The sequence below is a fragment of the Microbacterium sp. MYb62 genome, assembly GCF_002979475.1.
In the GTDB taxonomy this organism is placed as follows: Bacteria; Actinomycetota; Actinomycetes; order Actinomycetales; family Microbacteriaceae; genus Microbacterium.
In genome coordinates, this window is sequence record NZ_PCOY01000024.1 from 1 (window position 1) to 25,616 (window position 25,616).

Sequence of the window (25,616 nt, forward strand, 5' to 3'; positions counted from 1 at the left end):
ACATCGAGTACGACCCCAACCGCACCGAGAAGGCCATGACGAAGAACAAGGGCGCCGCGAGAGGCGACTCCAGCGATCCGCTCCGCCCGTCCGACCATGTCGATGGCGATGACTCGATCACCCAGCCGCGGCTCGGGTTCGTCGGCTGGTTGCGGTGGGGCTGGCGTCAGCTGACCTCGATGCGCACCGCGCTGGTCCTGCTGCTCGTGCTCGCGATCGCGGCGATCCCCGGCTCGATCTTCCCGCAGCGGATGGCCGACCCCAACGGCGTCACGCAGTGGGAGCGCGACAACCCCGACCTCTTCCCCGTGCTCGACGGGCTGAAGATGTTCGACGTGTACCTGTCGCCGTGGTTCTCGGCGATCTACCTGTTGCTGTTCGCCTCGCTCGTCGGCTGCGTGATCCCGCGCATCAAGCACCACGCCAAGGCGCTGCGGGCGCGCCCCCCGCGCACCCCCGCGCGACTGCAGCGGCTCGAGGACTACCGTTCGATCACGCGCGACCCCTCCGTCGAGTCGGGCACCAAGACCGGAGATGCCGAAGCCGAGGCCGCCGCGTCGATCGACATCGCGACGAAGCAGCTCAAAGCGCTCGGCTACCGCGTCGAGCGTTACGACCGCGGACGCACGTTCTCCGTATCCGCCGAACGCGGCTACTGGCGCGAGACCGGCAACCTGCTCTTCCACCTCGCGCTCGTGGGCGTCCTGGTCACGGTCGGTGTCGGCGGGGGGTTCTCGTACACCGGGCAGCGCGTGCTGGTGGAAGGGGAGACGTTCGCGAACACGCTCCTCGATTACGACTCGATGAACCGCGGCCGCTTCGTCGGCGACGACGCCTTCGCCCCGTACTCGATGCGCCTCGACTCGTTCGACGTGACCTACCAGCCGTTCGGAGAACCGGGCTCGGGTCAGGCCGGCGACTTCTCGGCCAACGTCACGGTGCAGGAGAACGGCGAGGAGCGTACGGGCGCCGTCAAGGTCAACGAGCCGCTCGCGGTCGCCGACGACGACGTGTTCCTGCTCGGCAACGGCTACGCGCCGACCGTGACCGTGCGCGACCCCGAGGGCAACGTCGTGTTCACCAACAGCACGCCGTTCCTCCCGCAGGACAACAACATGACCTCCCTCGGCGTGCTCAAGGTGCCGGACGGACTGGCAGAGCAGGTGGGCCTGGTCGGGTTCTTCTACCCGACCACCGGTGTGCTCGAGAGCGGTGCGTTCTTCTCCGCCTACGGCGATCTCACCAACCCGACCCTCACGCTCGACGTGTACACGGGCGACCTCGGGATCAACGAAGGTGTGCCGCGTTCGGTCTACGTGCTCGACACCACCGGCATGACCAAGCTCACCGGCCGCAGCACCGACGTCGAGTCGATCGAGCTCGCCCCCGGCCAGACGGCGCAGCTGCCGAACGGACTCGGCTCGGTGACGTTCGAAGACGAGTCCCCGCCCGGCGCGACGGATGCCTCGGAGTCCGTGAAGCGCTTCGCCTCGCTGCAGATCCACCGCGACGAGTCCGGCGTATGGGTCCTCGGCTTCGCGTTGCTCGCACTCGGCGGTCTCATGATCGCGCTGTTCGTGCCGCGTCGACGCGTGTGGGTCAAGGCCACGGCGCACGACGGCGAGATCGCACTCGAGTACGCCGCGCTCGCCCGAGGTGAGGACCCGACCCTGGCCGCCGCCGTGGAAGATCTCGTCGCCGATCACGCCCGACTGCTCGACGCCGCGGGCGGGACCACGACCCGCCCCGCCACAGACGAGACCGCGGACGAATCCGCCGAACCGGAGACCCCGGCGGCCGACACCCGGAAAGTAGACTGACACCATGCTCGAGCTCAATGTGATCTCGCCGATCCTGCTCTGGACGGCGATCGCGATCTACGCGGCGGCCTTCGTGGCCTACGCCTTCGATCTCGCGCGGCGCTCGCAGGTGACGGCCGACGCGCAGACCGTCCGGGAATCGGTGCTCGTCGGCGCGGGCGGGGGAGCGACCACCGCGTCCGCCGGTGGTTCCGCCACCGACGCACCGCCGCAGCGCTTCGTGATGGCGCGGATCGGCACCTCGCTCACGGTGCTCGGATTCCTGTTCCACCTCGCCGCAGCCGTCACACGCGGCATCGCGGCCGGACGTGTCCCCTGGGCCAACCTCTACGAATTCGCGATGATGGGTACGCTGCTCATCATCGCGGTGTACCTCGTGGTCCTCACCCGCATCGACCTGCGTTTCCTCGGCACCTTCATCACAGGCCTCGTCGTGGTGCTGCTCGGCCTCGGGGCGACGAACTTCTACGTCGAGGTCTCGCCGCTGATGGACCCGCTGAAGAGCGTGTGGCTCGTCATCCACGTGTTCGTAGCCTCGCTCGCGACCGCGTTCTTCGCACTCGCTTTCGCGCTCTCGGTGATCCAGCTCATGCAGTCGCGCCGCGAGCGTCTCCTCGGCGAGGGTGCGACGAAGACCGGTCCCGGCTTCCTCCGAACCTTCCCGAATTCGGTGCGCCTGGAGAGCCTGGCGTACATGTTCACGATCATCGGGTTCATCCTCTGGACCTTCACGCTCATCGCCGGGTCGATCTGGGCGTACTACGCCTGGAGCCGTTTCTGGGGCTTCGACGTCAAGGAGACCTGGACCTTCGTGATCTGGGTCATCTACGCCGGATACATCCACGCCAGGGCGACCCGTGGCTGGCGGGGAAACCCCTCGGCGTGGCTGGCGATCGTCGGCTTCTCGGCCGTGATCTTCAACTTCACGATCGTGAACGTGTTCTTCAAGGGCCTGCACGCATACTCCGGCCTGAGCTGACCCCCTCCGGGGAACGACATCGAGACCCGTCCGCGGCACGATCCGCGCGGACGGGTCTCGTGCGTCCGCCGCCGAGAGGCAGCGAGCATGGCTCGTGCGAGAACCTCGGTGCGAAGACTTCGGTGCGAAAACAGAGACGAGACTCCCCCGGCCTGGCGCGTCCGGTGCCGACGCGCCGGGCCGGGAGCGGATGGTCTCCGCTTCGGCAGGTGAGGGCAGGTGAGGGCAGGTGAGGCGCGGCAGGTGGGCGGCAGGACGAGTCAGCCGCCCAGGGGCAGGATCTCGGCGTGCTCGATGCCGTCCTGGTACCAGACGAGTTCGGCCTCGGTGACGACCTCTGTGGGCTGCGGGCTGAGGGGGCGGGACTCGGCTCGGGCGAACGAGGTCCAGTCGGCGGCAGCGAGCGTCTTGCCGTAGAGCACGGAGAGGTGGAATGTCCAGTCGTCGAGAGACAGCTCACCGAGGCGGCGGAAGTCCGTGGGATCCAGTGCGGCCGTCAACGTCGCGTATGCCGATACGAGCGATGCGCTGCGGGCGAGTCGGACGATCAGGATCTGCCAGGGCGCGGCGAACTCATCGACGGCTTCGGCCACCAGGTCGATCGGAGGCTGCCGGGCCGCCCACTCGCGGATCAGCGCCGTGAGTTCGTCGCGCCGCTCCGGCTCGAAGAAGCCGCGGAGGGTGACGTGCTCGGTGTGGGGATGCCGCAGCGGGGTGCCGAGACGCGTGAGGGCGGCATCCTGGACCTGCCGATAGGACGCAGCGACGCTCGCGGTGGGCCGGAGCACGAGGTACTGCTGCCCGTCCAGGCTCGCGAGCTGTTCCGGGGTGTCCATGAACGGTCGACGCATGTCGAGAGCCTAGGGCGTGGCGGGGTCGGTGCGAGAACGGAGACGAAACACTTCCGGCCCGGAGCGTCTTGTGTCGACGCGCCGGGCCGGAAGAGGATGATCTCCGTTTTGGCGGATGTGGAAGCAGCGTCAGGCCGCGGCGAGGACCGCCTTGGCCGAGGTCGTCCGCCGCAGCGTGACGGCGAGCGTCGTGGCCACGAGCGACAGCACACCCCACACCACCAGGGCGGCCACCGCGGAACCGCTGCCCGCGATCAAGCCGGCGAAGGCCGGAGCCGTCGGGAGGGCTGCGCCGATGCCGGCGAGCCAGTCGGGCACGGTCGAGATCAGGCCGGTCGCGACAGCGAGTACCCCGACGAGGGCCGAGATCCAGCGTCCGACGCCGCCGAACAGGGCGACGAGCGCCTGGTTCACGGCGGCGAACGCCACGCCGGCGAGCACCGCGGTCCCGGCGAACGCCCACCACGTCGCGGCATCGTAGCTCGCCACGATCTGCACGATCAGCGACACCAGGAGGCCCTGTCCGGCACCGATGAGTGCGGCGGGAGCGAACGCCCTCAGCGTCAACGTCGCCGACGACCGGCGAGAGGTGAGGGTGCGGGCGGTGTGGGCGCGCATCACCACGAACGTCGCGAGTCCGCCGAACCACAGCACGACGGCGGCGAGCAGCGGGATCGCGGTCGGGCCGAAGATCGTGTTCGTCGACGAGTTCGACGAGTTCGACGACACGGGGTCGGCGATGACCGAGGCGAGCGAGGTCGACTCGCTGTCGCTGAACGAGGGGAGGGAATCGGCGGCCGTGCGCAACCCACCCGCGAGGTCGCCCGTGCCGGTCGCCAGGGTGTCGAGCCCTGTCGCCAGCTCGGTGGTGCCGTCGGCGAGGGCGGTCGCACCGTCGGACAGCTGGGTCGCACCGGATGCCAGGCCGCGAGCCCCGGTGGCGGATGCGCCGATGCCCTGGTCGGCGAGCTGGGTGAGTCCGCCGGCGAGCTGCGTCGCGCCGGCGCCCGCCTGGGACATGCTGGACGCCAGCGTGCTGAAGGTGCCGGGCAGCGCAGCGATCCCACCTGCGACCGTGGCGTCGTTCAGGACGCCGGATGCCGTGCCGGCATCCTTCGCCACCGCGCCCGCATCGGCGGCGAGGGACCTCAACAGGTCGCACTGCGCCTGGTCTGCGACCGGGGGAGTGCACGCCGTGGCCGCGAGGGTGCCGAGCCGCCCCGCCAGAGCAAGGGAACCGCCCGCTGCGGACTGTGCCGATGCGGAAGCGCCCTGGACCGCGCCGACGAGCTGCTGGGTGCCGCCGACGTTCTGCTGCAGCTGCGCTCCGCCATCGGTGAGGCCAGCCCCGATCGCCCCGGCGCCGGCCGCGGCCTCACGGGTCTTGCCCGCGATCGTGTCGAGTCCCGATGCCAGAGAGGATGCCCCCGCCCCAAGCTCCCCTGCACCGGCGGCCAGCTTCGTGGCACCCTCGGGGATCGCGGCAGCACCGGTCGCGGCATCACGCGCGCCGTTCGCGAGCTTCACCGCACCGTCAGCCGCTTCGCCGATCTGGTCGCCGATCGTGGTGAAACCGACGAGGATGTTCTCGGTCGTCGCCTCGGAGAGCATCGTGCCCATCGTCGATGCCGCGACATCGGCGATCTGCCCCGTGATGAGGTCGTCGGCGACGAGCCCGTCCTCCGGGGTCGTCACGGTGATGGTCGCCTGCTCGGGGTCGCCCCCGCCGTCGGCGATCGCCGTGCCGGCCGAGGTGGCGGCAGCCGAGAATTCCTCGGGGATCGTGATGACGGCCTGGTAGGAGCCGTCCGCGAGACCGTCTGCGGCGTCGTCCTCGTTGGAGATCACCCAGGTGAGGTTCGAGTCCAGGTCGTCGGAGCCCTCGACGAGTCCCGACGCGAGCTGGCGCCCGAGCGGGGTCAGCTGGCCGTCGATGGTCACGGGCTCGTCGAGGTTGACGATGGCGGCGGTCATGGAGTCGAGGCGCTCCGTCGGGTTCTGCAGGGCCGCGACCAGGATGCCGCCGACCGCCGCCGGCAGCAGCAGCACGCCGAGGATGGTCAGCCACGTGATGGGCTTGCGGGAGCGCGCGCGCTCGATGGGGAGGGTCATGCGGTCACCTCGGTGGATTCTGCGGCGCTCCGGCGAGGAGCACGCGTGTCGAGAGTCTGTGCGTCGGGCCATCCGGCCTCGGCGAGGGTGGTCCGTGCCGAGCCGGCATCGGAGGCGGTGGCGAAGACCGCGAGCGTCCGGGAGGCCGCGGCATCGCGCAGCATCGCGGTGGCCTGGTCCCGCTGCCCGCCGGTCAGGCGGTCGATGCCGTCGATCACGACGAACTGCGACCTGCCCCGCAGGGCTTCGGCGAGGTCGCCGAGTGCGGCATCCGCGTCGTCGACCAGCACGCAGCCGACGTGCGAGCGCACCCAGGCCGCACGTCCGGGGAGCAGATGTCCGGCGACGCGGAGCTTTCCGTCGGTGGGCATCAGGCGTCCCGCGATCGTCAGGGCCAGAGCTCGACGGCTGCGCAGGTCGCCCCCGGCCGCGATCACCGCTCCACCTTCGGGGACCCGCATCGACAGGCCATCGACGAGCGGCGCGTCGGCGCTGATCTCGAGGTCGTCGGCGGCGACGATCGATCCGTCGCCCGGCCATCCGGCCAGATGGCGTTCGCGTTCGACCGCCTCGCCCTCGACATCGACGCGGGGGAGGATCTTCTCCAGCCAGCGCGGGAGCTCCCAGGCGCGCTCGCCGAGGATCGCCATGAGGGCGGGGATCAGCGTCATCCGCACCAGGAAAGCGTCGAATGCGATGCCGGCGGCGAGGCCGAGGGCGATCGGCTTGAGCGATGAGTCACCCTCGGGCACGAATGCGACGAACACCGCGAACATGATGAGTCCAGCCGCGGTGACGACCTTCGCCGAGCCGGTGAAGCCGCTGCGCACCGCGCGGAGGGCGGCGGCTCGCCGGGTGGCGCGGTTCGGGCTCGTCGCATCCTTGTCGTGCACGAAGTCCTCTCGCATGCGGGACACCAGGAACACCTGGTAGTCCATGGCGAGGCCGAACAGCACGCCCATCAGGATGATCGGCATGAAGCTGATGATCGGCCCGACTTTGGCGACGTGCAGCAGATCGGCGAACCAGCCCCACTCGAACACGGCCCCGACTACGCCGAAGGCGGCGACGATCGAGAGCAGGTAGCCGAGAGCCGCGGTGATCGGCACCCAGAGCGAGCGGAACACGATGGTCAACAGGATCAGCGAGAGGCCGATCACGAAGATGCCGAAGGGCAGCAGCGCGTTGCCGAGCTGGTCGGAGATGTCGATGCCGACGGCCGTGAAGCCGGTGACCTTCAGATCGATCCCGAACTCGTCGAGCCATTCGTCGTGGTGGCTGCGCAGCTCTCGCACCAGGTCGGCGGTCGCCGGGTCGTCGGGGGCGGTCTCCGGGATGATCTGCACGATGCCGGTGTCGGCGGTCTCGTTCGGGGTCGCGAGGGCGACCTCCTTGACGCCGGGGACCTCCGCCACCGCGTCCCCGAGGTCCTCCATCAGGGTGAGCGGGTCGGTGGAGGTGACGATCGTGCCGGTGAGGATGAGCGGGCCGTTGAAACCGGGCCCGAACTCCTCACCCACCAGGTCGTAGTTCTGACGGGCCTCGGAGTCCTTCGGCAGCACTCCGGCGTTCGGCAGTGCGAGGTCGAGGCTCAGCGCGGGGACGGCCACGATCCCGAGTCCGAGGACGACGGCGAGCGAGACCAGCACCGGGTGCTTCATGACGCCGCCGACCCAGCGGGCGCTGCCCTTGACCGGAGCGGCGGGCTCCGACGGGGCGGATTCGTCGGTCGAACCGTCGGCGTTCTTCTTCGTCTTCGGCGCCTTGACCTTCTTCGGGCGGCCGACGACCCTGCCCTTCATGAATCCGAGCAGGGCAGGGGTGAGGGTGACGGCGATCGCGACGGCGACGGCCACCGCGGCGGAGGCGGCGATGCCCATGGTCGTCAGGAACGGGATGCCCGCGAAGCCGAGGCCGATCAGCGCGATGAGCACCGTGACACCGGCGAACACGACGGCCGAGCCGGCCGTGCCGACAGCGCGGGACGCCGACTCCTCGGGATCCACGCCGTCGCGCACCTGATCCTGATGTCGCGCCATGATGAACAGCGCATAGTCGATGCCGACCGCGAGCCCGAGCATGAGCGCCAGCAGCGGGGTGGTCGAGGAGACGGTCGCGAACGCGGTCGCGGTGAAGATGCCGGCCATCGAGATGCCCACGCCGAGGATCGCGGTGAGCAGGGGGAGCCCCGCCACGACGAACGAGCGGAACGTGACGATGAGCACGAGGAGCGCGATGAGGAGCCCGACCGCCTCGGTGAGGGTGACGCCGGGGATCGAGATGGCGAAGAGGTCGCCGCCGAGTGAGGTCTGCGAGCCGTCGGGGAGCTCGGAGTCCAGGTCGCTCACGACCGTGCGCAGCGCATCCTTCGTGTCATCGGAGACATCGGTCGACTCGCCGTCGAACTGCACACGCACGATCGCGGCCGTGTCGTCGTCGTTGATCATGCCCTTGACCATCTCGTCGTACGGCGAGGTGGCGGCGAGCACGCCGTCGAGGTCGTCGAGCTGGGTGACGGCATCCTCGATGTGCTCGCGATAGTCGTCATCCGTGATCTCGTCGCCGTCCGCGGCGACCACGATGAACTGCGCGTTCGTGCCGCTCACCTGCGGGAAGGAGCGCGAGAGCTGCTCGAGACCCGCTTGGGACTCGGTGCCGGGGATGGAGAACGTGTTGTCGGTTCCCGCGCCAAGGACGAGTGCTCCGGCGCCGGCGATGCCGAGCGCGAGCAGCCAGGACACGAGGACTCGCCACGGGTGCCGGAACGACCAGCGTCCGAGCGAGGACAGGAGTGTGGACACGCGTTCCTCCGAGGGGTGCGGGGTGGATACACAGGTGTATCCAATACATAGATGTATCGTAAGGTGACCCGCCCGGCCAAGCCTGTGTGCGGGGTGTGAATCGTGCGAGAGTGAAGGGTCAGGAGGTTTCGATGTCGACACCCGCAACCCGCAGTCGCGAGAACACGCGCGCCCGACTGCTCGAGGCGGCCGCGCAGGTCTTCGCCGAGGTCGGGCTCGACGGCGCGTCGGTCGAGGCCGTCTGCGAGCGCGCCGGTTTCACCCGCGGTGCCTTCTACTCGAACTTCGAATCCAAGGACGAGCTTTTCCTCATGCTCGCCGCCAGCGTCTCCGAGGTGCGCGTGAATGCGGTGCGCACTCGTGTCGAGGAGTTGACCGCCGCCGGCGCCCTGGTCGAGGGATGCGATCCGATCGACCTGGTGCAGCAGATCATGGAGCTCGGCGGCGACGACCGCCTCGGCGTGATGCTGCTGAGCGAGATCCGCATCCGCGCGCTGCGCGACGCGAAGTTCGGCGAAGCGTACCTCGCACAGGAACGCGAGATGGTCTCGAGCATCGCGCAGATCGTCGACGACATCGTCACGGCCGGTCTGCTGCGGCTGCGCCTGCCTGCGGAGACGGCGGCGCGCATGCTCATGATCATCTGGGAGGGCATGACCGTGCGCGGGGCGATGGCCGGGCAGGACGACGCCCAGCTGCGGCACTCCGGCGGCGAGGAGCTTGGTCGTCTGGTGCAGCTGCTCATCGAGCCGTAGTCTCCGCAGACGTCCCCACGGTCTTCGCCCGGGTGCCCGAGCTCTCGGGCACCGCCGCGAGGGAGAGCGCAGCGGCGGCGGCGAGGAGCGCTGCCGTCACGAGGAAGGTCGTCCGCAATGCCGAGGCGAGTGCGTCCGGGGATGCGGCGATGATGTCGGGCGCCCCCGCCGCCGCGGCGAAGAGAGCGGCCACGACGGAGGCGCCCGTGACGAGCCCCAGATTGCGGGAGAGGCCGAGCAGTCCCGACGCCACACCGCGGTGCTCGGCGGGCGTCGAGCGGAGGACCCCGGTGTTGTTGGCGGCGAGGAACAGCTGGTAGCCGGGGGCCAGCAGTACGGTGCCCGTGATGTATCCGGGGAGCCCCCACCAGGCGGGCAGCAGCGCGAGGGCGAGTGCCCCGACGATCATGGCGGCGAGTCCGGACGTTGTCATGGGTCGCGTGCCGTACCGATCGACCGCGCGACCGGCGAGGACCCCCGTGCAGATCGAGGCGAGCGGGCCGGCCGCCATGGTGGCCCCGATCGCCGCGGGGGCGAGGTGCAGGCCGCCGGCGAGGAAGAACGGCCCGACCACGAGGGTGCTCATCATGACCGTGCCGACGATGAGGTTGAGGATCGCGCCGATCGAGACGCTGCGGGTGCGAAGCAGCGTGGGCGGCAGAAGGGCATGCGAAGCGCGCGCCTCCCGGAGCCCGAACAGGGCGGCCGCGACGACGGCTCCGCCGAGAAGCGGCAGCGTCGGCCAGGACTCTCCGGAGCCGGGTGCGGTCACGCCGAGCGTGTAGAGGGCGACGGCCACCGTGAGCAGCAGGACACCGCCGATGTCGAACCGGCGTCCGCCGCTGCCGGTGACGCCCGCATCGCGACGGGTCATGCCGATCAGGGTCGCGGCGAGCATGCCGAGCGGCACCATGGCGGCGAAGATCGCCGGCCACCCGGCCGCCGTGAGGAGGAGGCCGCCGAGTGCGGGGCCGGAGGCGGTTCCGATCGCTGCTGTCGTCCCCAGCAGGCCCATGACCCGCCCAAGGCGTTCCGGCGCCACCACGTCGCGGGCACGGGCCAGGGGGAGTGCCATCATCACGGCCGCGCCGACGCCCTGCAGCGTGCGCGCGCCGATCAGCATCCCCAGGGTCGGAGCGAACGCGCAGAGCGCGGCGGCGCCGGTGAAGACGGCGATGCCGATCCACAGGATGCGCCTCCGCCCGAGCAGGTCGCCGAGGTGCCCGACGGTGAGGCTCGTCGCCGTCATCGCCAGCAGGTAGCCGAGCGCTACCCACTGCGTCTGCGCGAACGTGCCGCCCAGGTCCTTGGCGATCGTCGGGAGCGCCACGTTGGCGGCGCTGGTCCCGAGGGAAGCGACCAGGACGCTGAGGGCGAGCCCGGCTGTTCCCGAGCGGAGCGGGGTGCGGGTGGTGATCTCCGTCATGTGTTCAGCATCGATCTCGACATGCCGGAACGGCAACTCGCTTTGCTGAAACAGGGACGGCTGTGGTGTCATGAGGCCATGGATGAACACGAGGCCAGGGATGAACATGAGGCCACGGATGGACACGAAGCCAGGGATGAACACGAGGCGGTCGTGGATGCGACGCTGGAGCAGGTCGGCCCGCGGCTGCAGGCGCTGCGCGCACGCCGGGGGGCGACGCTCGACGCGGTGGCCAGGTCCACGGGCATCTCGAAGAGCACGCTCTCGCGGCTGGAGACCGGACAGCGGCGCCCGAGTCTCGAGCTCCTGCTGCCTCTCGCGCGGATGTACCGGGTGTCGCTCGATGATCTCGTCGGTGCTCCCGAGACCGGCGACCCTCGAGTGCGGCTTCGTCCGCGACGCGTCAACGGTCGGACCGTGGTGGCCCTGACCCGCCAGCCGGGGGAGCGGCATGCGTGGAAGATCATCGTGCCCCGCGACGCCTCGGAGCCGAAGCTCACCTCGCATGAGGGGTCGTCGTGGATGTACGTGCTCACCGGCCGCATCCGACTCGTGGTGGGCGACAGCGATGTGATGCTCGAGGCCGGGGAGGTCGCCGAGTTCGACACGCGGACACCGCACTGGTTCGGCGCCGACGGGGAGAGCGACGCTGAGATCCTGACGATCTTCGGCACCACCGGTGATCACGGCCCGCGCAGTGCCGCCCTCGCGACGCGTCATCTCGCCGAGGTGCTCGGAGGGGCGGCGAGGTGAGCGGCGCGGCGACGCCTTGATTTCGAGAGTCCTCTCTCATAATCTTGTGAGGTGACCCTAACTCCCGCCGATGGCCGGCCAACGCCCCGAAGACGCCCCGGACGACCGCCGGTGGTGGATGCCGAGGCGATCGCGACGGCCGTGATCGCCGTCGGCTTCCACGAGCTGACCTTCGCTGCCGTCGCGGAGAAGCTGGGGGTCGGGCAGGCGACGCTCTACCGGCACGCGAGCAACCGCGACGAGCTGGTGCGCCTCGGCTTGGATCGGGTGGTCCGCACCGCGGAGTGGCCGGATCTGGAAGGCGAATGGCGTCCCCTGCTCGAGCGCTGGGCGGTCGCCGCCTGGCGGCTGTGGGAGCAGCACCCGGGGGCGGTCATCGAGCTGACCAGAGGCGTGGTGCCCTGGTCGATCGTGATGCTGTCGGATCGAGTGGGCACCGCCCTGGTGGAGCGCGGGTTCACCGCTCGTGCCGCCGTGCTCGCCGTCGACCTCGTGTTCGACCTCACGGCCGACAGCAGGCGCGGCGTCGAGATTCTCGATGCGCCGATCGCGGCACAAAACGGCCGGGTGCGCGAGGTGCTCGAGAAGCAGTGGCGAACGCCCTCCGCAGAAGCGCCGGACAGCATCGCGGCTCAGGTGCACGAGGAGATGATCCTCGCCATCACCGCCGGTCCGTTCGACTGGTTCCAAGGGAAGCTGCGGGTGGTCCTCGTGGGGATCGAGCACGAGCTGGCAGGGGACGGCGCCCGCGGCCGACCGCACGTCGACGGCGATGAGACCACAGGAACGACAGGAGTCCCCCGATGACCAGCCCCGACACCGCCTCCGTGCCCACGGCGCCGGCAGCACCGCATTCGCAGGTGCCCCTCCTGCTCGGGGCGGTGTTCCTCGCCTACCTCGCCCAGATGACGCTGAACCCGATCATCGCGCCGCTCTCGCGCGAGGTCGGGCTCGCCGAATGGCAGATCGGGGTCACGATCAGCGTCGCCGCGGTGATGATCGTACTGACCAGTCAGTTCTGGGGGCGACGGTCGCAGTCGTGGGGCCGCAAGCCGGTGCTGGTCCTCGCCTTCGCGCTCGCGGTCGTGACGATGGCGCTGTTCGCCCTCACCGCCTTCTGGGGCATGAACGGCATGATCGGCGGAACGGTGCTCTTCCTGCTCTTCGTCCTTCTCCGCGGGATCGGCTTCGGAACCGCGCTCGCCGCCGTGCCACCGACCGCGCAGGCGTACATCGCCGATGTGACGCCGGATGAGCAGGCCAGGGTGAAGGGGATGGCCGGAGTCGGAGCGGTCCAGGGCATCGCGATGATCGCGGGGTCCGTGGTCGGCGGAGTCCTCTCGGCGTTCGGCCTCCTCACGCCGCTGATCGTGGTGCCATTCCTGCTGCTGGCGGGGTTGAGCGTCGTGGCGTTCCGGCTGCGCCGCGAGATGAGCATCGAGCTGATCGAGAAGCCGGCGAGGGTGCGTCCGTTCGACACGCGCGTCTGGCCGTTCCTGGTCGCCGGGTTCGGGATGTTCACCGCGCTGGGCTTCATCCAGGTCATCACCGGCTTCATCGTGCAGGACCGGCTGCATCTCGCCGCCGCGCAGACCGGTCTGGTCACCGGGGGTGCGCTGCTCGCGGCCGGCGTGGGCATGGTCACGGCGCAGGCCGTCATCGTGCCGCGGAGCGGATGGACGCCGCCCACCCTGCTCCGCGTCGGCGGTCTCACCGCCTCAGCGGGGTTCGCCCTTCTCGTCTTCGACCTCGGTGCGGTGGCGCTGTTCGCGGCGATCCTGATCATCGGGCTGGGCCTCGGTACGGCCATGCCGGGATACACGGCGGGCCCCACTCTGCTCGTCCGCCGCGACGAGCAGGGCGGACTCGCCGGGCTCATCGGGGCCACCACCGGGCTCACTTTCGTCGTCGCGCCGACCCTCGGCACCACGCTCTACGGCGTGTGGCCGACGCTGCCGATCATCATCGGCGCGGCGATCATGATGCTGGTCACCGTCTTCGTCTGGGCTCATCCGCGGTTCCGGCAGGTCGGCGCGCTGCCGACGGTGCCGTAGCTCCGGGTCAGCCGGCGGCGACCGTCAGCTCGTAGTGGCAGCGGGCGAGGCGGGCGGACCACCACTCCCGGCGCTCGTCCGAGGCGGTGAGACGGGTGAGCGCTTCCGGATCGGGCGTGACGCGGCCGACCGGGATCGAGCCGTCGACCGGGCGCCGGTCGGCCACATCGTCGAGGAACAGCGAGGCCGTGCCGAGCCCGCAGTCGTAGTCGAGTGTCGGGAGGGCGGCCGCGAGGGCCGCTCCCTGGGACAGGCCGATCGCGGTGTCCAGCGCACTCGAGACGACGACAGGGAGCCCCGCCGCCGTGACGATCTGCAGCGCGTGCGTGATGCCGCCGAGCGGCTGCGCCTTGATCACGAGGAGGTCGGCGGCACCCGCGCGGGCAACCGCGAGCGGGTCGGAGGACTTGCGCACGCTCTCGTCGGCGGCGACAGGGATACCCATGTACTTCACGCGTCTGCGGAGATCCGCCAGCTCCGGCACGGTCGCGCACGGCTGCTCCACGTACTCCAGGTCGTACTCGCCCAGCGCGTGCACGGCGTGCTCGGCCTCATCCACGTTCCAGGCGCCGTTCGCATCGATGCGGATGCGTCCCTCCGGACCCATCGCCTCGCGGACGGCGCGGACCCGCGATACGTCGTCGGCCAGTGTCTGACCCGGCTCGGCGACCTTGACCTTGGCCGTACGGCATCCGGGGAACCGCGCCAGCAGCTCGGGCACGCGGGCGGCTTCGATCGCCGGCACCGTGGCGTTCACCCCGATGCGGTCGCGCAGTGGAGTCGGCTGCTCCTGCCACGCGAAGTCGATCGCGGCTGCGAGCCAGGTGGCGGCCTCGGCGTCGTCGTATTCGGTGAACGGAGAGAATTCCGCCCACCCCTGCGGACCTTCGAAGAGCAGGGCCTCCCGCACGTCGACGCCGCGGAAGCGACTGTGCATCGGCAGGGCGACGACCCTGGCCGAGTCGAGCAGGTCTGCGAGCGGCGGGATCATGTCAGTCGTTCTCCAGGATCTTGGGGAGATGCCCCAGTTCGTTCAGGCGTCGGATGAGACGTGAAGCAAGTGGTCCTCGGCTCAATGAGAGCAGGTAGAAGCGGGGGCCGTCTTCCGCTTGACGCAGCAGCCCACGGTCGAGGAGTGCGCGGATGACCCGCGAGCGTTGCGAGGCGGTGCCGGGGATCACCGATTCGAGATCGCCGGCCTTCACGACTCCGGCGGCGAGAACCGCGCGAAGCACCGTCTCGTCTGCGTGACTCAGGATTCCTTCGCGCGTGAGCTGGGAAAGCGCCGGACCCACGAGAGCCGAGCCGACGAATTCCTGATCCTGCAACCGGACGAGTCGTGCGAGGTCGTCTCGAATGCCTCTGGCGAAGAAGGTGATCCACGAGACGGTTCCCTTCTCGTCCAGGGCATCAGCCGATTCGAGTGCGGCGATGTACGCCGATCGGTTGTTGCCGAAGACCGCGGCGGGATTCAGCGCGCTGCGGCCGCGCGTGGTGAACACCGTCTTGCGCAGCATCGCGTAGGTGAAGAGGCGGGAGACGCGGCCGTTGCCGTTGCGGAAAGGGTGGATCCAGACGAAACGATGGTGAGCGAGCGCGATCTGCATCATCTGCTCGTGCAGCGGTCGGTCGCCGTTCGCGAAGTCGAGCAGGTCGGTCATCTCAGCGTGCACCGCGACCCAGGACGGAGGAACGTGGCCCGAGCCGGAGATCGCGACCTCCTGCTCGCGGTATGCCCCTGGCGTGGGGTCGCCTTCGCGGATCAGGCCACTCACGGTGCGGGCGTGCAGGTCTCGGATCAGTCCATGGGTGAGAGGGAGCGCGGGGTCCAGGGTGTCGAGGTGGCGCACGGTCTCGACGATGTGGGAGATCTCGCTGAGGTGATCGTCGAACCGGATTCCGCCGCCTATGGTCTCGACGGCTTCATAGACGGTCGTGTGGTTTCCCTCGATGCGGGCGGAGATGACGCTCATCACCAAGTCGAACAGCAGGTGCAGCTCGTCGACGATCTCCCGATGCGTCGTCCCGGCGTCGGCATCGGCTCTGAGGCGTTCGATCTCGAACAGGAGCGGGACGAGTTCGGAGTCGAACGCGGGGCGGGGGAGCCGGTACAGGTCAGCCATCGATGCCTCTCCGATCCGCCATGGAAACTTCTCTGATTCTGTCAGACTTTTTGCCGGAGATGCGTTCGGATTCCCTGGTTTACGAGGAAGTTCGTCGAATCGGGGAGGTATGCAATTTGCGCGGCCGGTGGTTCCTTCTTGCGGGCGATGCGGGTGGGGGCCTGCGGCGGTTCAGGCGAGGCGCTTCTGCAACTCGCCCATCCGCTCGGTCGGCACGAAGCCGAGAAGCGTGTTGACGGCGAGCATGTGGATGTTCGATTCCGCGTTGTAGGTGTACACGGCGCGGGCGTGCGAAGCCTCGCGCAGCAGCATCCGGAGGTTGGCGGTCTTGACGGCGGTGCCGAGGCGGTGCCCGCGGTCGGCCGCGCGCACGAGTGTGCCCCACTGGTAGGCGTTGCCGTCGTCGCCGGACACGACCAGCTGCGTGTACGCGGCGGCCTCACCCGCCGGGGTCAGAGCGATCGTGCCGATCGAGAGGCGATTCTGCCGGACGAGGAGCGCTTCGTTCTCGCGGATGCTCTCGACGTCCGGCTTCGCGGGCTCGATGTCGAGCTCGCCGCTGGGGGCTTCGGTGTCGATCGAGGCGTCGAGGATGGCCCAGCCTTCGACGACGTCATCCGGGACGGGTCCGACCCAGCTCCGGATCGTGTACCCGCTGATCGCCTCGGCGGCGTCGGCATCGAGCCGGTCGAGCACGGCCGGGTCGAAGGGGAGGGCGAGCCTGTTCTGCACATCGCCGAGCGCGAGCGCATAGCCGTGCCGGCGGGCGAACTCGCGACCGGGCGCCCCCGCGCCGTCGGATCCGAGCTCGTAGCGCCACGAGGTGTCGCCCTGCGCGGTGGTGCGTCCGGCATCGGCGGCTTCCGCTTCGAGGAAGGCGAGAGCGGCGGAGCCGATCCCTCGCCGTCGGTGGGCAGGCGGCACGTGGACGACGACGTGCGCGACGTGCGTGTTGTCCTTGAGGGGGAGCGCGAGACCTGCTGCTCCCACGATCGTGCCGCCGTCGCGCAGCAGGAAAGGGCGGCGTTCGATCACCCGCGACTCCTGCTGCATCTCGCTCCGGGTCTCCTCCCGGGACCACACCGGCACGTCGGGTCCGCGGTCGGCCCGCTCGGCGGTGGCGTAGGCGTCCCACCAGGCGTCCACTGCATCGGAGTCGAACGGGTCGATACGCGTGATCTCGAGCGTCATGCCTCCACGCTACTTCCCGTCCGGTTCTTGGATCGCGCATAAATGTGTGATTGACAATGGTGTGTGATGCACAGTAATGTGATCGACATGAACGAGACGCTGGACACGCACCTGCAGGAACTGCGGCGAGGCACCGTGGTGCTGGCCTGCCTGCAGCTGCTGCGTACGCCGGGCTATGGCTACTCGCTGCTCGAACAACTCGAGAAGCGCGGCTTCGCGACGGATGCCAACACCCTGTACCCGCTGCTTCGACGGCTCGAGAAGCAGGAGTACCTCACGAGCGAGTGGAACACCGACGAGGCCAGACCTCGCAAGTTCTACCGCACCTCGGATGCCGGCGCCCGCCTCGCCGACACCCTCACCGACGAATGGCGCTCGCTCACCACGGCGATCGCGTCCCTCACCTCAGAGGAGAACTGACATGACCGCGACGACCCCACTCACCGAGCGCTACATCAGCGCCACGATCCGCAGCCTCCGCCCCGAGACCCAAGCCGACGTCCGCGCCGAGCTGGAAGCCTCCATCGCCGATGCGATCGAGGCGCGGCTCGATCAGGGCGAAGCGCCGGAGGCTGCCGAGCGCGCGGTGCTCACTGAGCTCGGAGATCCCGGCGCTCTTGCGGCGGGATACGCGGACCGCCCGCTGTACCTCATCGGGCCGCGTTTCTACCTGACCTGGTGGCGGCTGCTGAAGCTGCTGCTGGCCATCGTCCCCGTCTGCGTTCTCGGTGGTGTCGCGGTGGGACAGACCATCTCCGGGGCGCCCGTGGGGGAGATCATCTCCACGTCGATCCTCGCGACCGGAGGGGCGATCCTCCATCTCTGCTTCTGGACCACCCTCGTCTTCGTCATCCTCGAACGCTCCAACAGCGCGACCGCGATCGAGGAGTGGGATCTCGACCAGCTCCCCGAGCCGACGCAGAACGGTGCCGGCCGGAGCGAGCTGATCGCGTCGTTGGTCTTCCTCGGGATCGCCGTCGGTGCCCTGCTCTGGGACCGCTTCCGCGGCTTCGTGTCGGTGGACGGCGAAGCGCTGCCGATCCTCGACCCGCAGCTCTGGCCGTGGGGGATCGGTGTGCTGTTCCTCCTCATCGTCGCTGAGGCCGTGTTCGCGGTCGTGCTCTTCCGCAGGGGGAGGTGGAGCACGGGGTTGGCCGTGGCGAACACGATCCTCGCGCTGGCGTTCCTCGGATGGGTGCTCGTGCTGCTGCTGGGCGGCGACCTCGTCAACCCGGCGTTCCTCGCGCACCTCACGGCGGCGGGCGGAGAGGGCTTCGCCGCGGGACAGGCCGAATCGGCCGGTGAGGGCGGGGTGTTCCGCATCCTCGCCGTCCTGCTCGGATTCGGGATCGCGGCAGGCGTCGTGTGGGACATCGTCGACGGGTGGATCAAGACCGCTCGCGCGCCACGCGTCTGACCGCACCGGCCGAGGAAGCGCCGTCCCCTCGGGGCGGCGCTTCCTCCCTCGCGGGGAGACGGCGAGGAATAGGCTGGATGCCGTGACCACCGCATCCGTCTCCGATCTCTTCGACCCGGCCGAATGGGTGCTCGCGCCCGGTGCCGAGGACTACACCGACATCACCGCGCACGTCTCGCACGACGGCGGCGTCGCGCGCATCGCCTTCAACCGACCGGAGGTGCGCAACGCGTTCCGTCCGCACACGGTCGACGAGCTCTACCGCGCGCTCGACATCGCGCGCCAGGACGCCCGCATCGGCGCGGTGCTGCTCACGGGGAACGGCCCGAGTCCGAAAGACGGCGGCTGGGCGTTCTGCTCCGGCGGGGACCAGCGCATCCGCGGCCGTGACGGATACAAGTACTCCGACGCGGAGACGGCGATCGTCGACGGCGCGAGCCGGGCGGCGGTCGGTCGCCTGCACATCCTCGAGGTGCAGCGGCTCATCCGCTTCATGCCGAAGGTCGTCATCGCGGTCGTCCCCGGATGGGCGGCCGGAGGCGGGCACTCCCTGCACGTGGTGTGCGACCTCACGATCGCCTCGGCGGAAGAGGCCCGCTTCAAGCAGACGGATGCCGATGTCGGCAGCTTCGACGCCGGGTACGGCTCCGCGTACATGGCCCGCCAGACCGGGCAGAAGATCGCCCGCGAGGTGTTCTTCCTCGCCGAGGAGTACTCGGCACAGCGCGCCTATGAGATGGGCGCCGTGAACCGCGTGGTGCCGCACACCGAGCTCGAGCGCGAGGCGCTGAAGATGGCGCGCACCGTGCTGACCAAGTCGCCGACCGCGATCCGCATGCTGAAGTTCGCCTTCAACGCGGTCGACGATGGACTGGTCGGGCAGCAGGTCTTCGCCGGTGAGGCCACACGCCTCGCATACGGCACCGACGAAGCCGTCGAGGGACGCGACTCGTTCCTCGAGAAGCGCGACGCCGACTGGTCGTCCTTCCCCTGGCACTACTGAGTCCCTGGTCCCACCGAGTCGGAGACGCGCATGACCGCCCTGATCCCCACGGATGCCGAAGATCCGGTTCTGCTGCGGGAAGCTCTACAGCGTGCTCTCGACGGCGGCCCGGCGCTGGGGCTCGGGATGGTGGGCGGTGCTCCCGAGAACGTGGCGGACGGCCTCGCCGCCGTGATCGCGACGTCCGGCTCCAGCGGCATCCCGAAGCGGGTCGCGCTCAGCGCAGAGGCGCTGCGGGCGAGCGCCGAGGCCACGGCGGCGCGGATCGGCAGCGGGCGTTGGCTGCTCGCGCTGCCGGCCGGGTACGTCGCCGGCCTCCAGGTGGTGGTGCGCTCGATCCTGGCGGGCACGCACCCGACGACGATCGAGGGGCGATTCTCGCCGATGTCCTTCGCGGAGGCGACCCTGGCGATGCTGCGACCGTCACCGGGCGGGGACACCGGGATCCCCGAGCTGTACACCTCGCTCGTGCCGGCGCAGGTCGCGACCCTGCTCGATGCCGCGGACGACACCGCCGTGCGTGCGGCGCTGACCGCGTATCGGGCGATCCTCGTGGGGGGCCAGGCGCTGCCGGAGCCGTTGCGGGAGCGGGCCGCCGACCTCGGCGCACGCCTGGTGCGCACCTATGGTTCGACGGAGACCAGCGGCGGCTGCGTGTACGACGGCGTGCCGCTCGACACCGTGGGCGTGCGCACGGTCGACGGCGAACTGCGCATCGCCGGTCCCATGCTCGCCGAGGGGTATCTGGGAGACGGGTCGCTCACCGCGCGCACCTTCGTGCGGGACGAGCACGGGATCCGCTGGTATCGCACCGGGGATCTGGGCCTCGTCGAGGACGGGGTCGTGCGGGTGCACGGGCGCGCCGACAACGTGATCGTCTCCGGTGGGATCAACATCTCGCTCGACCGCGTGGAGCGGATCGTCCGCCGGATCGCAGGCCTGCACGAGGCCGTCGTCGTCGGCGTGGAGGACGAGCGCTGGGGCGAGGCCTCCGTGATCGTCGCCGCGCGCGGCGAGGTGCTGCGTCGCAGCGAATCCGAGCAGCTCGTGCATGCCCGCGACGCCGTCGAGGAGGAGCTGGGCAAGCACGCGCGTCCTGCGCGCCTGATCCTGGTCGATGAGATCGAGGTCCTGTCCTCCGGCAAGCCCGACCGGGAGGCGATCCGGCGCATGGTCGCCGAACTGCACTGATCACCGAGCTGCCCTGATCGAGACGGCGCGACGGCGCCGTCATCCGACGAGGAGTCCTCTCGCACGGTGCCAGACTGAAGCGCATGGCCTCGTACACGCATGGACACCACGAATCCGTCCTCCGCTCGCACAACGTGCGCGATATCGCGAACTCCGCGGAGTACCTTCGCCCGCACCTCGCGGACACCACGCGCCTCCTCGACGTCGGTGCGGGCCCCGGCAGCATCACGGTCGACTTCGCGGGAGTCGTCGCCCATGTCACCGCCACCGAGATCGACGAGAACGCCCTGTCGCTCTCGCGCACGCTCGCAGCCGAGCGCGGTCTCACGAACCTCTCGTTCTCCGTCGAGGACGTGCACGCGCTGAGCTTCCCCGACGACTCGTTCGACGTCGTGCATGCCCACCAGGTGCTCCAGCACGTCGGCGACCCGGTGCAGGCGCTCCGTGAGATGCGTCGTGTGACGGTTCCCGGTGGGGTCGTCGCCGCCCGTGACGCCGACTACGCCGGCTTCCTCTGGTTCCCCGTGCTCCCGGAACTCGACCGTTGGCTCGCCCTGTACCGCGCGGCCGCGCAGGCCAACGGCGGCGAGCCGGATGCCGGGCGTCGGCTGCTGTCGTGGGCACGGGCCGCGGGCTTCGAGGAGACCACGGCGACCGCATCCACCTGGTGCTACGCGTCTGCCGAGGAGCGCGCGTGGTGGGGTGGGATGTGGGCCGACCGCATCCTCGAATCCGCGCTCACCCGCCAGCTGCTCGACGGCGGGATGGCGGACGCCGCCGCCCTGCGGGAGATCAGCGACGCGTGGAAGCGCTGGGCCGACGACGGCGACGGCTGGTTCCTGGTACCGCACGGCGAGATCATCGCGAGGGCGTGACGCCGCAGGGATACATCCTGCGACGGATGCCGGTACCGGGACCCTCGCGTAGCGTGGGGGAGTGATCCGCCCGCTCTCCCGCACGGCGCTGGCTCTCGACATCGTCGGGGCGGCGCTGCTCTTCCTCGTCCTCGCGCCGATATCGGTCGTCTTCTACGGCACGACGACCACCCCGATCGGCAGTGTGGCCATCGTCGCCACGGTCATCGCGAGCGTGCTGATGTTCGGCGGGGTCGCGATCGGACGACTCGCACCGGGATTGGCGCTCGCCGCGGCATGGGTCGGCGCCGTGGTGCAGATGCTGGCGGGGTTCGGTCCGCTGCCCGTCGACTTCGCGATCCTGCTCGTTCTGTATGCCACCGCCGCCTGGGGCAGTAGGCGCGTGCTCTGGTGGGGGTTCGCCTCGGCGCTCGGCGGCGGCCTCATCGCGGCGCTCTACATGGTGTTCGTGAACGGGGTGAGCCTCGGCTCCGGCAGCGGCTGGGAGATGCTCAGCATCGGCACGCTGCTCCTCGCGCTCTCCGTGATGGCCCTCGGGTTCGCCTGGGTGTGCGGCCTGCTCTGGCGGGTCGTGCTGCGTGCTCGGCAGACCCGATCGGCTCAGCTCCAGGCCGAGTCGCTCGCTGCCGAGGAGCAGGAGCGGGTGCGCATCGCACGCGACATGCACGACGTCGTCGCACACTCCCTGGCCGTCGTCATCGCCCAGGCCGATGGTGCCCGCTACGCCGCCGCCGTGAAACCCGAGATCGCGACCGAGGCTCTCGGGACGATCGCGCAGACGGCCCGCGGGGCGTTGAGCGACGTGCGGATGCTGCTCACGCAGCTGCGGCACCGGCAGGGGGACGGCCCGCAACCGACGCTCGCCGACCTCGAGGCGCTGTTCGCCCAGGTGCGGCAGGCCGGCATCGAGCCTCGAGTCACGGTCGACCCGATGCCGCCGGGGGAGCCGCCCGCCGCCATCCAGCTCGCGGTGTACCGCATCCTGCAGGAGGCACTGACGAACGCGATCCGGCACGGAGACGGCGCGGTCGACGTGCACCTCGCGTGGCTTCCCGACCGCGTCGACGTCGACGTGCGGAACACGGTGCGAGGTGAGGGGGCGGTCGCTCCGGGCGGGCACGGGGTGATCGGCATGCGCGAGCGTGCGCAGCTCGTCGGCGGTAGTCTGCAAGCCGAGCGCCGCGGGGCACAGTTCGTCGTCCACGCCACGCTCCCGATCGGAGTCTCCGAATGATCAGAGTCGTGCTCGTCGACGACCAGGCGCTCTTCCGCGCCGGAATCCGGATGCTCATCGCGTCCCAGCCCGACCTCGAAGTGGTCGGAGAGGCCGGCAACGGCAAGGAGGCGCTCGACCTCGTGCGCACGACCCGTCCCGATGTGGTCCTGATGGACATCCGGATGCCGGTCATGGACGGACTCACCGCGACCGCGGAGATCCTGACGAGACCGGAGCCGCCGCGCATCGTCATGCTCACGACCTTCGACCTCGACGAGGCGGCGGCGCGGGCCATCCGGCAGGGAGCGAGCGGCTTCCTGCTCAAGGACGCCGATCCGGAGTTCCTGCTCGCGGCGATCCGCACGGTGCATTCGGGGTCGAGTGTGATCGCGGCGTCCGCGACCCGTGACCTGTTCGCGCACTTCGCCGAAGCGCCGAAGCCCGTGCCCGCCCAGTACGCCGAACTCACGGACCGGGAGCGCGAGATCTTCGCGCTCGCCGCGAGGGGGCTGTCGAACGCCGAGATCGCCGGCCGGGAGTACCTCAGCGAGGCGACGGTGAAGACCCACATCAGCCGCATCCTCAGCAAGCTCTCGCTGCGCGACCGCGTGCAGCTGGTGGTCTTCGCCTTCGAGCACGGTCTCATCTGAGCGATCCGGTCGCGGTGTCGGTGGCCGAGGCGACCATGTCGTCATGGAATCCCAAGATTCCGGTGAGGTCGGGACGCCTGGGTGTGAAGCGGATCATCCTTGCGATGTACGCGGATGATCCCGTCGGGCGATGCCCCGCACGGGTCGACGGAAATAGCGTCGAAGGCATGGAGATCACGACCACCGACCTGGGACTCGCCGCCCGCGTCCAGCACCTCAAGAAGACCTACGGCTCCGGCGAGGGCGCCGTCCGCGCACTCGACGATGTCAGCGTGGGCATCCGCCGTGGGCAGTTCACCGCGATCATGGGTCCGTCCGGTTCGGGCAAGTCCACGCTCATGCACATCATGGCCGGGCTCGACAGCCCGACGGAGGGACGCGCCTGGATCGGGGACACCGAGATCACCGGCCTCGGCGACATCGACCTGACGATCCTGCGTCGTCGTCGCGTCGGCTTCATCTTCCAGGCCTTCAACCTCGTGCCGACGCTCGATGCGCTCGGCAACATCATGCTGCCGTTCGAACTCGACGGTCGTCGACCGAGCGCGATCGAACGTGCCCGCATCGACGGACTCATCGAGACGCTCGGACTCGGGTCGCGTCTGAACCATCGCCCGCACCAGTTGTCGGGCGGGCAGCAGCAGCGCGTGGCGATCGCCCGGGCCCTCGCCACCGCGCCCGACCTGGTGTTCGCCGACGAGCCCACGGGCAACCTCGACTCGAAGACGGGGCGCGAGGTGCTGCGACTGCTCGCCACTGCGAGCCGCGAGCACGGACAGTCCATCGCGATGGTCACCCATGACGCGATCGCCGCGAGCCACGCCGACCGCGTGCTCTACCTGGGCGACGGACGCATCGTCGCCGATCACCCACGGCAGACGGCGGAGGAGATCTCCGCGTACATGCTCGCCGCGGAGGTGGCGGCATGACCGCCGCCGCCTTGGTCGTCCCCGAGACGCGGGCGACCGGACCCCGTCTGGCCTGGCTGCGCGACCGAGGCATGGGCGCCAGCATCCTCGTCGCCGCGCTGTCGGCCGCCTTCGGCGTGCTCCTCGTCGAGATCACCGCCTACATCGGCGCGGTGCTGCAGGCCGACCCCTTCATCGGCGACAGCGGCACGCTCGCCTTCGTCGTCGCCCTGCTCTCGGTGCTGCTGACCGTCGTGGCGATGTACGTCGCCGCGATCGTCACCGCGAACACGTTCTCGACCATCATCGCCGGGCGTACGCGTCAGATCGCGCTCATGCGCCTGATCGGCGCGACGGCGCGGGCGCAGCGGGCGCAGGTCGGCAAGCAGGGACTCGTCGTCGGGCTGCTCGGCGCCGCGATCGGTCTTCTCGCCGGACTCCTGCTGTCCGTCATCGGGGTGCAGGTCGGGGCGCAGCTGATCGACAACGCTCCCGCGGGCTTCTCCCTCGCGCAGCCGTTCATCGCGCTCCCGGCCATCGGCGTCGCCCTCACCACGTGGGCGGCGGCCTGGGCCGGCTCACGGCGCGTGCTCTCGGTGACCCCGCTGCAGGCGCTGGGCGGATCGGTCGAGCGCACCCACGACGAGGTCTCGGGCAAGCCGGGTCGGCACATCGGCGCCTGGGTGCTGCTGATCGCGGGTGCCGTGCTCCTCGCCGGCGGGGTGCTGGTCGGACTCATGACGCCGCTCGGCGTCGTCGTCGCCTTCTTCGGAGGTGTGCTCTCGTTCACGGGTCTCGCCCTCGGCTCCGTGCTGTTCATGCCGCCGGTGCTGCGCCTGGTCGGCCGGATGTTCGGGTCGAGTGCCACCGCGCGACTCGCGGCCGAGAATGCGCTGCGCTATCCGGAGCGCTCTTCCCGCATGGCGATCGGCGTGGTGATGGGCGTGACGCTGGTGACGATGTTCGCCGTGGCACTCGAGTCGGCCAAGCGTCTGATGATGAGTCAGGTCACGGGTGAGGTGCCCGAGGAGTTCTTCGCTCCCATGGACGCCTTCGCCGCCGTGATGATGGTGCTCGTCGCCGTCTCCGCCGTCATCGCGGCCGTCGGGCTCATCAACCTGCTCACGATCGGTGTGGTGCAGCGCCGCCGCGAGCTCGGGCTGCTGCGGTCAATCGGCCTGTCGAATCGGCAGGTGCGACGGATGGTGCTGCTCGAGGCCACGCACATCACGGTGGCGGCGACGCTGACGGGGCTCGTGCTGGGCATCGTGTACGGCTGGATCGCCGCGCAGTCGCTGCTCGGTTCGGTGCCGACGCTGCCGGAGTTCACCCCCGCCGGGCTCGTGGCCCCGCAGGTCCCGTTGGTCCCCGTGGTGATCATCGTCGTGGCCACAGCGGTCCTCACGTTGGTCGCAGCGGCGACGCCCACCCGCCTGGCGACCAGGGTGGCTCCGGTCGAGGCTCTCGCGGCCGACTGACGCCTCTAGGCTG

Annotated in this window: 22 protein-coding genes; 15 read left to right on the top strand and 7 right to left on the bottom strand. The window is 69.9% G+C overall.

Features of this window, described 5'->3' with window-relative positions:
* Window positions 1-35: 35 nt before the first annotated feature.
* Both CQ042_RS17300 and ccsB read left to right on the top strand, forming a co-directional pair.
* Window positions 36-1,820 (top strand): cytochrome c biogenesis protein ResB, encoded by a 1,785-nt coding sequence (locus tag CQ042_RS17300; protein ID WP_258132309.1) that lies wholly within the window; start codon window positions 36-38, stop codon window positions 1,818-1,820.
* 4 nt (window positions 1,821-1,824) lie between these two features.
* A complete protein-coding gene (ccsB, locus tag CQ042_RS17305) occupies window positions 1,825-2,799 on the top strand; it encodes a c-type cytochrome biogenesis protein CcsB (protein ID WP_105671695.1) in 975 nt (324 codons plus the stop codon).
* A gap of 260 nt (window positions 2,800-3,059) precedes the next feature.
* Here the strand turns inward: ccsB and CQ042_RS17310 are convergent, their stop codons facing one another.
* From CQ042_RS17310 to CQ042_RS17320, 3 genes are all read right to left on the bottom strand, one after another.
* Complete coding sequence (locus CQ042_RS17310) at window positions 3,060-3,650, bottom strand: 2'-5' RNA ligase family protein (protein WP_258132307.1); 591 nt, start codon at window positions 3,648-3,650, stop codon at window positions 3,060-3,062.
* 129 nt (window positions 3,651-3,779) lie between these two features.
* Window positions 3,780-5,762 carry a YhgE/Pip domain-containing protein gene (locus tag CQ042_RS17315; RefSeq protein WP_105671697.1) on the bottom strand — a complete coding sequence of 661 codons (1,983 nt, stop codon included), beginning with the start codon at window positions 5,760-5,762 and terminating at the stop codon, window positions 3,780-3,782.
* Window positions 5,759-8,563, bottom strand: coding sequence for an efflux RND transporter permease subunit (locus tag CQ042_RS17320; protein WP_105671698.1), 2,805 nt, complete (start codon window positions 8,561-8,563; stop codon window positions 5,759-5,761). The genes CQ042_RS17315 and CQ042_RS17320 overlap by 4 nt, the downstream gene beginning before the upstream one ends.
* Before the next feature lie 131 nt (window positions 8,564-8,694).
* Here CQ042_RS17320 and CQ042_RS17325 point away from each other — a divergent pair, with 131 nt between their 5' ends.
* Window positions 8,695-9,318 (top strand): TetR/AcrR family transcriptional regulator, encoded by a 624-nt coding sequence (locus CQ042_RS17325; RefSeq protein ID WP_105671699.1) that lies wholly within the window; start codon window positions 8,695-8,697, stop codon window positions 9,316-9,318.
* Here CQ042_RS17325 and CQ042_RS17330 read toward each other — a convergent pair.
* The gene (locus CQ042_RS17330; protein WP_105671700.1) at window positions 9,305-10,744 is read right to left on the bottom strand and encodes an MFS transporter; all 1,440 of its coding nucleotides are present in this window, start codon (window positions 10,742-10,744) and stop codon (window positions 9,305-9,307) included. The genes CQ042_RS17325 and CQ042_RS17330 overlap by 14 nt on opposite strands.
* 78 nt (window positions 10,745-10,822) lie before the next feature.
* On the opposite strand from CQ042_RS17330, the gene CQ042_RS17335 reads away from it, so the two are divergent.
* The 3 genes from CQ042_RS17335 to CQ042_RS17345 are packed head-to-tail and all read left to right on the top strand — an operon-like array spanning window position 10,823 to window position 13,551.
* A complete protein-coding gene (locus tag CQ042_RS17335) occupies window positions 10,823-11,497 on the top strand; it encodes a helix-turn-helix domain-containing protein (RefSeq protein ID WP_105671701.1) in 675 nt (224 codons plus the stop codon).
* A 51-nt stretch (window positions 11,498-11,548) separates the two neighbouring features.
* Complete coding sequence (locus tag CQ042_RS17340) at window positions 11,549-12,304, top strand: TetR/AcrR family transcriptional regulator (RefSeq protein ID WP_105671702.1); 756 nt, start codon at window positions 11,549-11,551, stop codon at window positions 12,302-12,304.
* Window positions 12,301-13,551, top strand: a complete 1,251-nt coding sequence (locus CQ042_RS17345; protein WP_105671703.1) for an MFS transporter — start codon at window positions 12,301-12,303, stop codon at window positions 13,549-13,551. The genes CQ042_RS17340 and CQ042_RS17345 overlap by 4 nt, the downstream gene beginning before the upstream one ends.
* A 7-nt stretch (window positions 13,552-13,558) precedes the next feature.
* Here CQ042_RS17345 and CQ042_RS17350 read toward each other — a convergent pair whose 3' ends face one another.
* From CQ042_RS17350 to CQ042_RS17360, 3 genes are all read right to left on the bottom strand, one after another.
* Window positions 13,559-14,542: an o-succinylbenzoate synthase gene (locus tag CQ042_RS17350; protein WP_105671704.1), complete on the bottom strand. Its 984-nt coding sequence runs from the start codon at window positions 14,540-14,542 to the stop codon at window positions 13,559-13,561.
* Between the two features lies 1 nt (window position 14,543).
* Window positions 14,544-15,674, bottom strand: a complete 1,131-nt coding sequence (locus CQ042_RS17355; RefSeq protein WP_105671705.1) for a Fic family protein — start codon at window positions 15,672-15,674, stop codon at window positions 14,544-14,546.
* A gap of 171 nt (window positions 15,675-15,845) precedes the next feature.
* A complete protein-coding gene (locus tag CQ042_RS17360; RefSeq protein ID WP_105671706.1) occupies window positions 15,846-16,865 on the bottom strand; it encodes a GNAT family N-acetyltransferase in 1,020 nt (339 codons plus the stop codon).
* Window positions 16,866-16,952: 87 nt separating this feature from the next.
* Between CQ042_RS17360 and CQ042_RS17365 the strand changes: the two genes are divergently transcribed.
* From CQ042_RS17365 to CQ042_RS17405, 9 genes are all read left to right on the top strand, one after another.
* On the top strand, window positions 16,953-17,285 hold the full coding sequence (locus tag CQ042_RS17365; protein WP_105671741.1) for a PadR family transcriptional regulator: 333 nt from the start codon (window positions 16,953-16,955) through the stop codon (window positions 17,283-17,285).
* A gap of 1 nt (window position 17,286) precedes the next feature.
* The gene (locus CQ042_RS17370) at window positions 17,287-18,282 is read left to right on the top strand and encodes a permease prefix domain 1-containing protein (protein WP_105671707.1); all 996 of its coding nucleotides are present in this window, start codon (window positions 17,287-17,289) and stop codon (window positions 18,280-18,282) included.
* 82 nt (window positions 18,283-18,364) lie between these two features.
* Window positions 18,365-19,285, top strand: coding sequence for a 1,4-dihydroxy-2-naphthoyl-CoA synthase (locus CQ042_RS17375; RefSeq protein WP_105671708.1), 921 nt, complete (start codon window positions 18,365-18,367; stop codon window positions 19,283-19,285).
* 30 nt (window positions 19,286-19,315) lie between these two features.
* On the top strand, window positions 19,316-20,476 hold the full coding sequence (locus tag CQ042_RS17380; RefSeq protein WP_105671709.1) for an AMP-binding protein: 1,161 nt from the start codon (window positions 19,316-19,318) through the stop codon (window positions 20,474-20,476).
* An 83-nt stretch (window positions 20,477-20,559) separates the two neighbouring features.
* Window positions 20,560-21,351 carry a class I SAM-dependent methyltransferase gene (locus tag CQ042_RS17385; protein ID WP_105671710.1) on the top strand — a complete coding sequence of 264 codons (792 nt, stop codon included), beginning with the start codon at window positions 20,560-20,562 and terminating at the stop codon, window positions 21,349-21,351.
* A gap of 61 nt (window positions 21,352-21,412) precedes the next feature.
* Window positions 21,413-22,585, top strand: a complete 1,173-nt coding sequence (locus CQ042_RS17390) for a sensor histidine kinase (RefSeq protein WP_105671711.1) — start codon at window positions 21,413-21,415, stop codon at window positions 22,583-22,585.
* Window positions 22,582-23,217 (top strand): response regulator transcription factor, encoded by a 636-nt coding sequence (locus tag CQ042_RS17395; protein ID WP_105671712.1) that lies wholly within the window; start codon window positions 22,582-22,584, stop codon window positions 23,215-23,217. Before CQ042_RS17390 ends, CQ042_RS17395 begins: the two co-directional genes overlap by 4 nt.
* Before the next feature lie 167 nt (window positions 23,218-23,384).
* Window positions 23,385-24,146 carry an ABC transporter ATP-binding protein gene (locus tag CQ042_RS17400; protein WP_105671713.1) on the top strand — a complete coding sequence of 254 codons (762 nt, stop codon included), beginning with the start codon at window positions 23,385-23,387 and terminating at the stop codon, window positions 24,144-24,146.
* Window positions 24,143-25,603: an ABC transporter permease gene (locus CQ042_RS17405; RefSeq protein WP_105671714.1), complete on the top strand. Its 1,461-nt coding sequence runs from the start codon at window positions 24,143-24,145 to the stop codon at window positions 25,601-25,603. Before CQ042_RS17400 ends, CQ042_RS17405 begins: the two co-directional genes overlap by 4 nt.
* The last annotated feature ends 13 nt before the right edge of the window (window positions 25,604-25,616 follow it).

Coding starts and splice junctions, on each gene's coding strand:
- CQ042_RS17300 (WP_258132309.1), top strand. CDS start 36: ATGACGAAGAACAAGGGCGCCGCGAGAGGCGACTCCAGCGATCCGCTC.
- ccsB (WP_105671695.1), top strand. CDS start 1,825: ATGCTCGAGCTCAATGTGATCTCGCCGATCCTGCTCTGGACGGCGATC.
- CQ042_RS17310 (WP_258132307.1), bottom strand. CDS start 3,650: ATGCGTCGACCGTTCATGGACACCCCGGAACAGCTCGCGAGCCTGGAC.
- CQ042_RS17315 (WP_105671697.1), bottom strand. CDS start 5,762: ATGACCCTCCCCATCGAGCGCGCGCGCTCCCGCAAGCCCATCACGTGG.
- CQ042_RS17325 (WP_105671699.1), top strand. CDS start 8,695: ATGTCGACACCCGCAACCCGCAGTCGCGAGAACACGCGCGCCCGACTG.
- CQ042_RS17330 (WP_105671700.1), bottom strand. CDS start 10,744: ATGACGGAGATCACCACCCGCACCCCGCTCCGCTCGGGAACAGCCGGG.
- CQ042_RS17335 (WP_105671701.1), top strand. CDS start 10,823: ATGGATGAACACGAGGCCAGGGATGAACATGAGGCCACGGATGGACAC.
- CQ042_RS17345 (WP_105671703.1), top strand. CDS start 12,301: ATGACCAGCCCCGACACCGCCTCCGTGCCCACGGCGCCGGCAGCACCG.
- CQ042_RS17350 (WP_105671704.1), bottom strand. CDS start 14,542: ATGATCCCGCCGCTCGCAGACCTGCTCGACTCGGCCAGGGTCGTCGCC.
- CQ042_RS17355 (WP_105671705.1), bottom strand. CDS start 15,674: ATGGCTGACCTGTACCGGCTCCCCCGCCCCGCGTTCGACTCCGAACTC.
- CQ042_RS17360 (WP_105671706.1), bottom strand. CDS start 16,865: ATGACGCTCGAGATCACGCGTATCGACCCGTTCGACTCCGATGCAGTG.
- CQ042_RS17365 (WP_105671741.1), top strand. CDS start 16,953: ATGAACGAGACGCTGGACACGCACCTGCAGGAACTGCGGCGAGGCACC.
- CQ042_RS17370 (WP_105671707.1), top strand. CDS start 17,287: ATGACCGCGACGACCCCACTCACCGAGCGCTACATCAGCGCCACGATC.
- CQ042_RS17380 (WP_105671709.1), top strand. CDS start 19,316: ATGACCGCCCTGATCCCCACGGATGCCGAAGATCCGGTTCTGCTGCGG.
- CQ042_RS17385 (WP_105671710.1), top strand. CDS start 20,560: ATGGCCTCGTACACGCATGGACACCACGAATCCGTCCTCCGCTCGCAC.
- CQ042_RS17395 (WP_105671712.1), top strand. CDS start 22,582: ATGATCAGAGTCGTGCTCGTCGACGACCAGGCGCTCTTCCGCGCCGGA.
- CQ042_RS17400 (WP_105671713.1), top strand. CDS start 23,385: ATGGAGATCACGACCACCGACCTGGGACTCGCCGCCCGCGTCCAGCAC.
- CQ042_RS17405 (WP_105671714.1), top strand. CDS start 24,143: ATGACCGCCGCCGCCTTGGTCGTCCCCGAGACGCGGGCGACCGGACCC.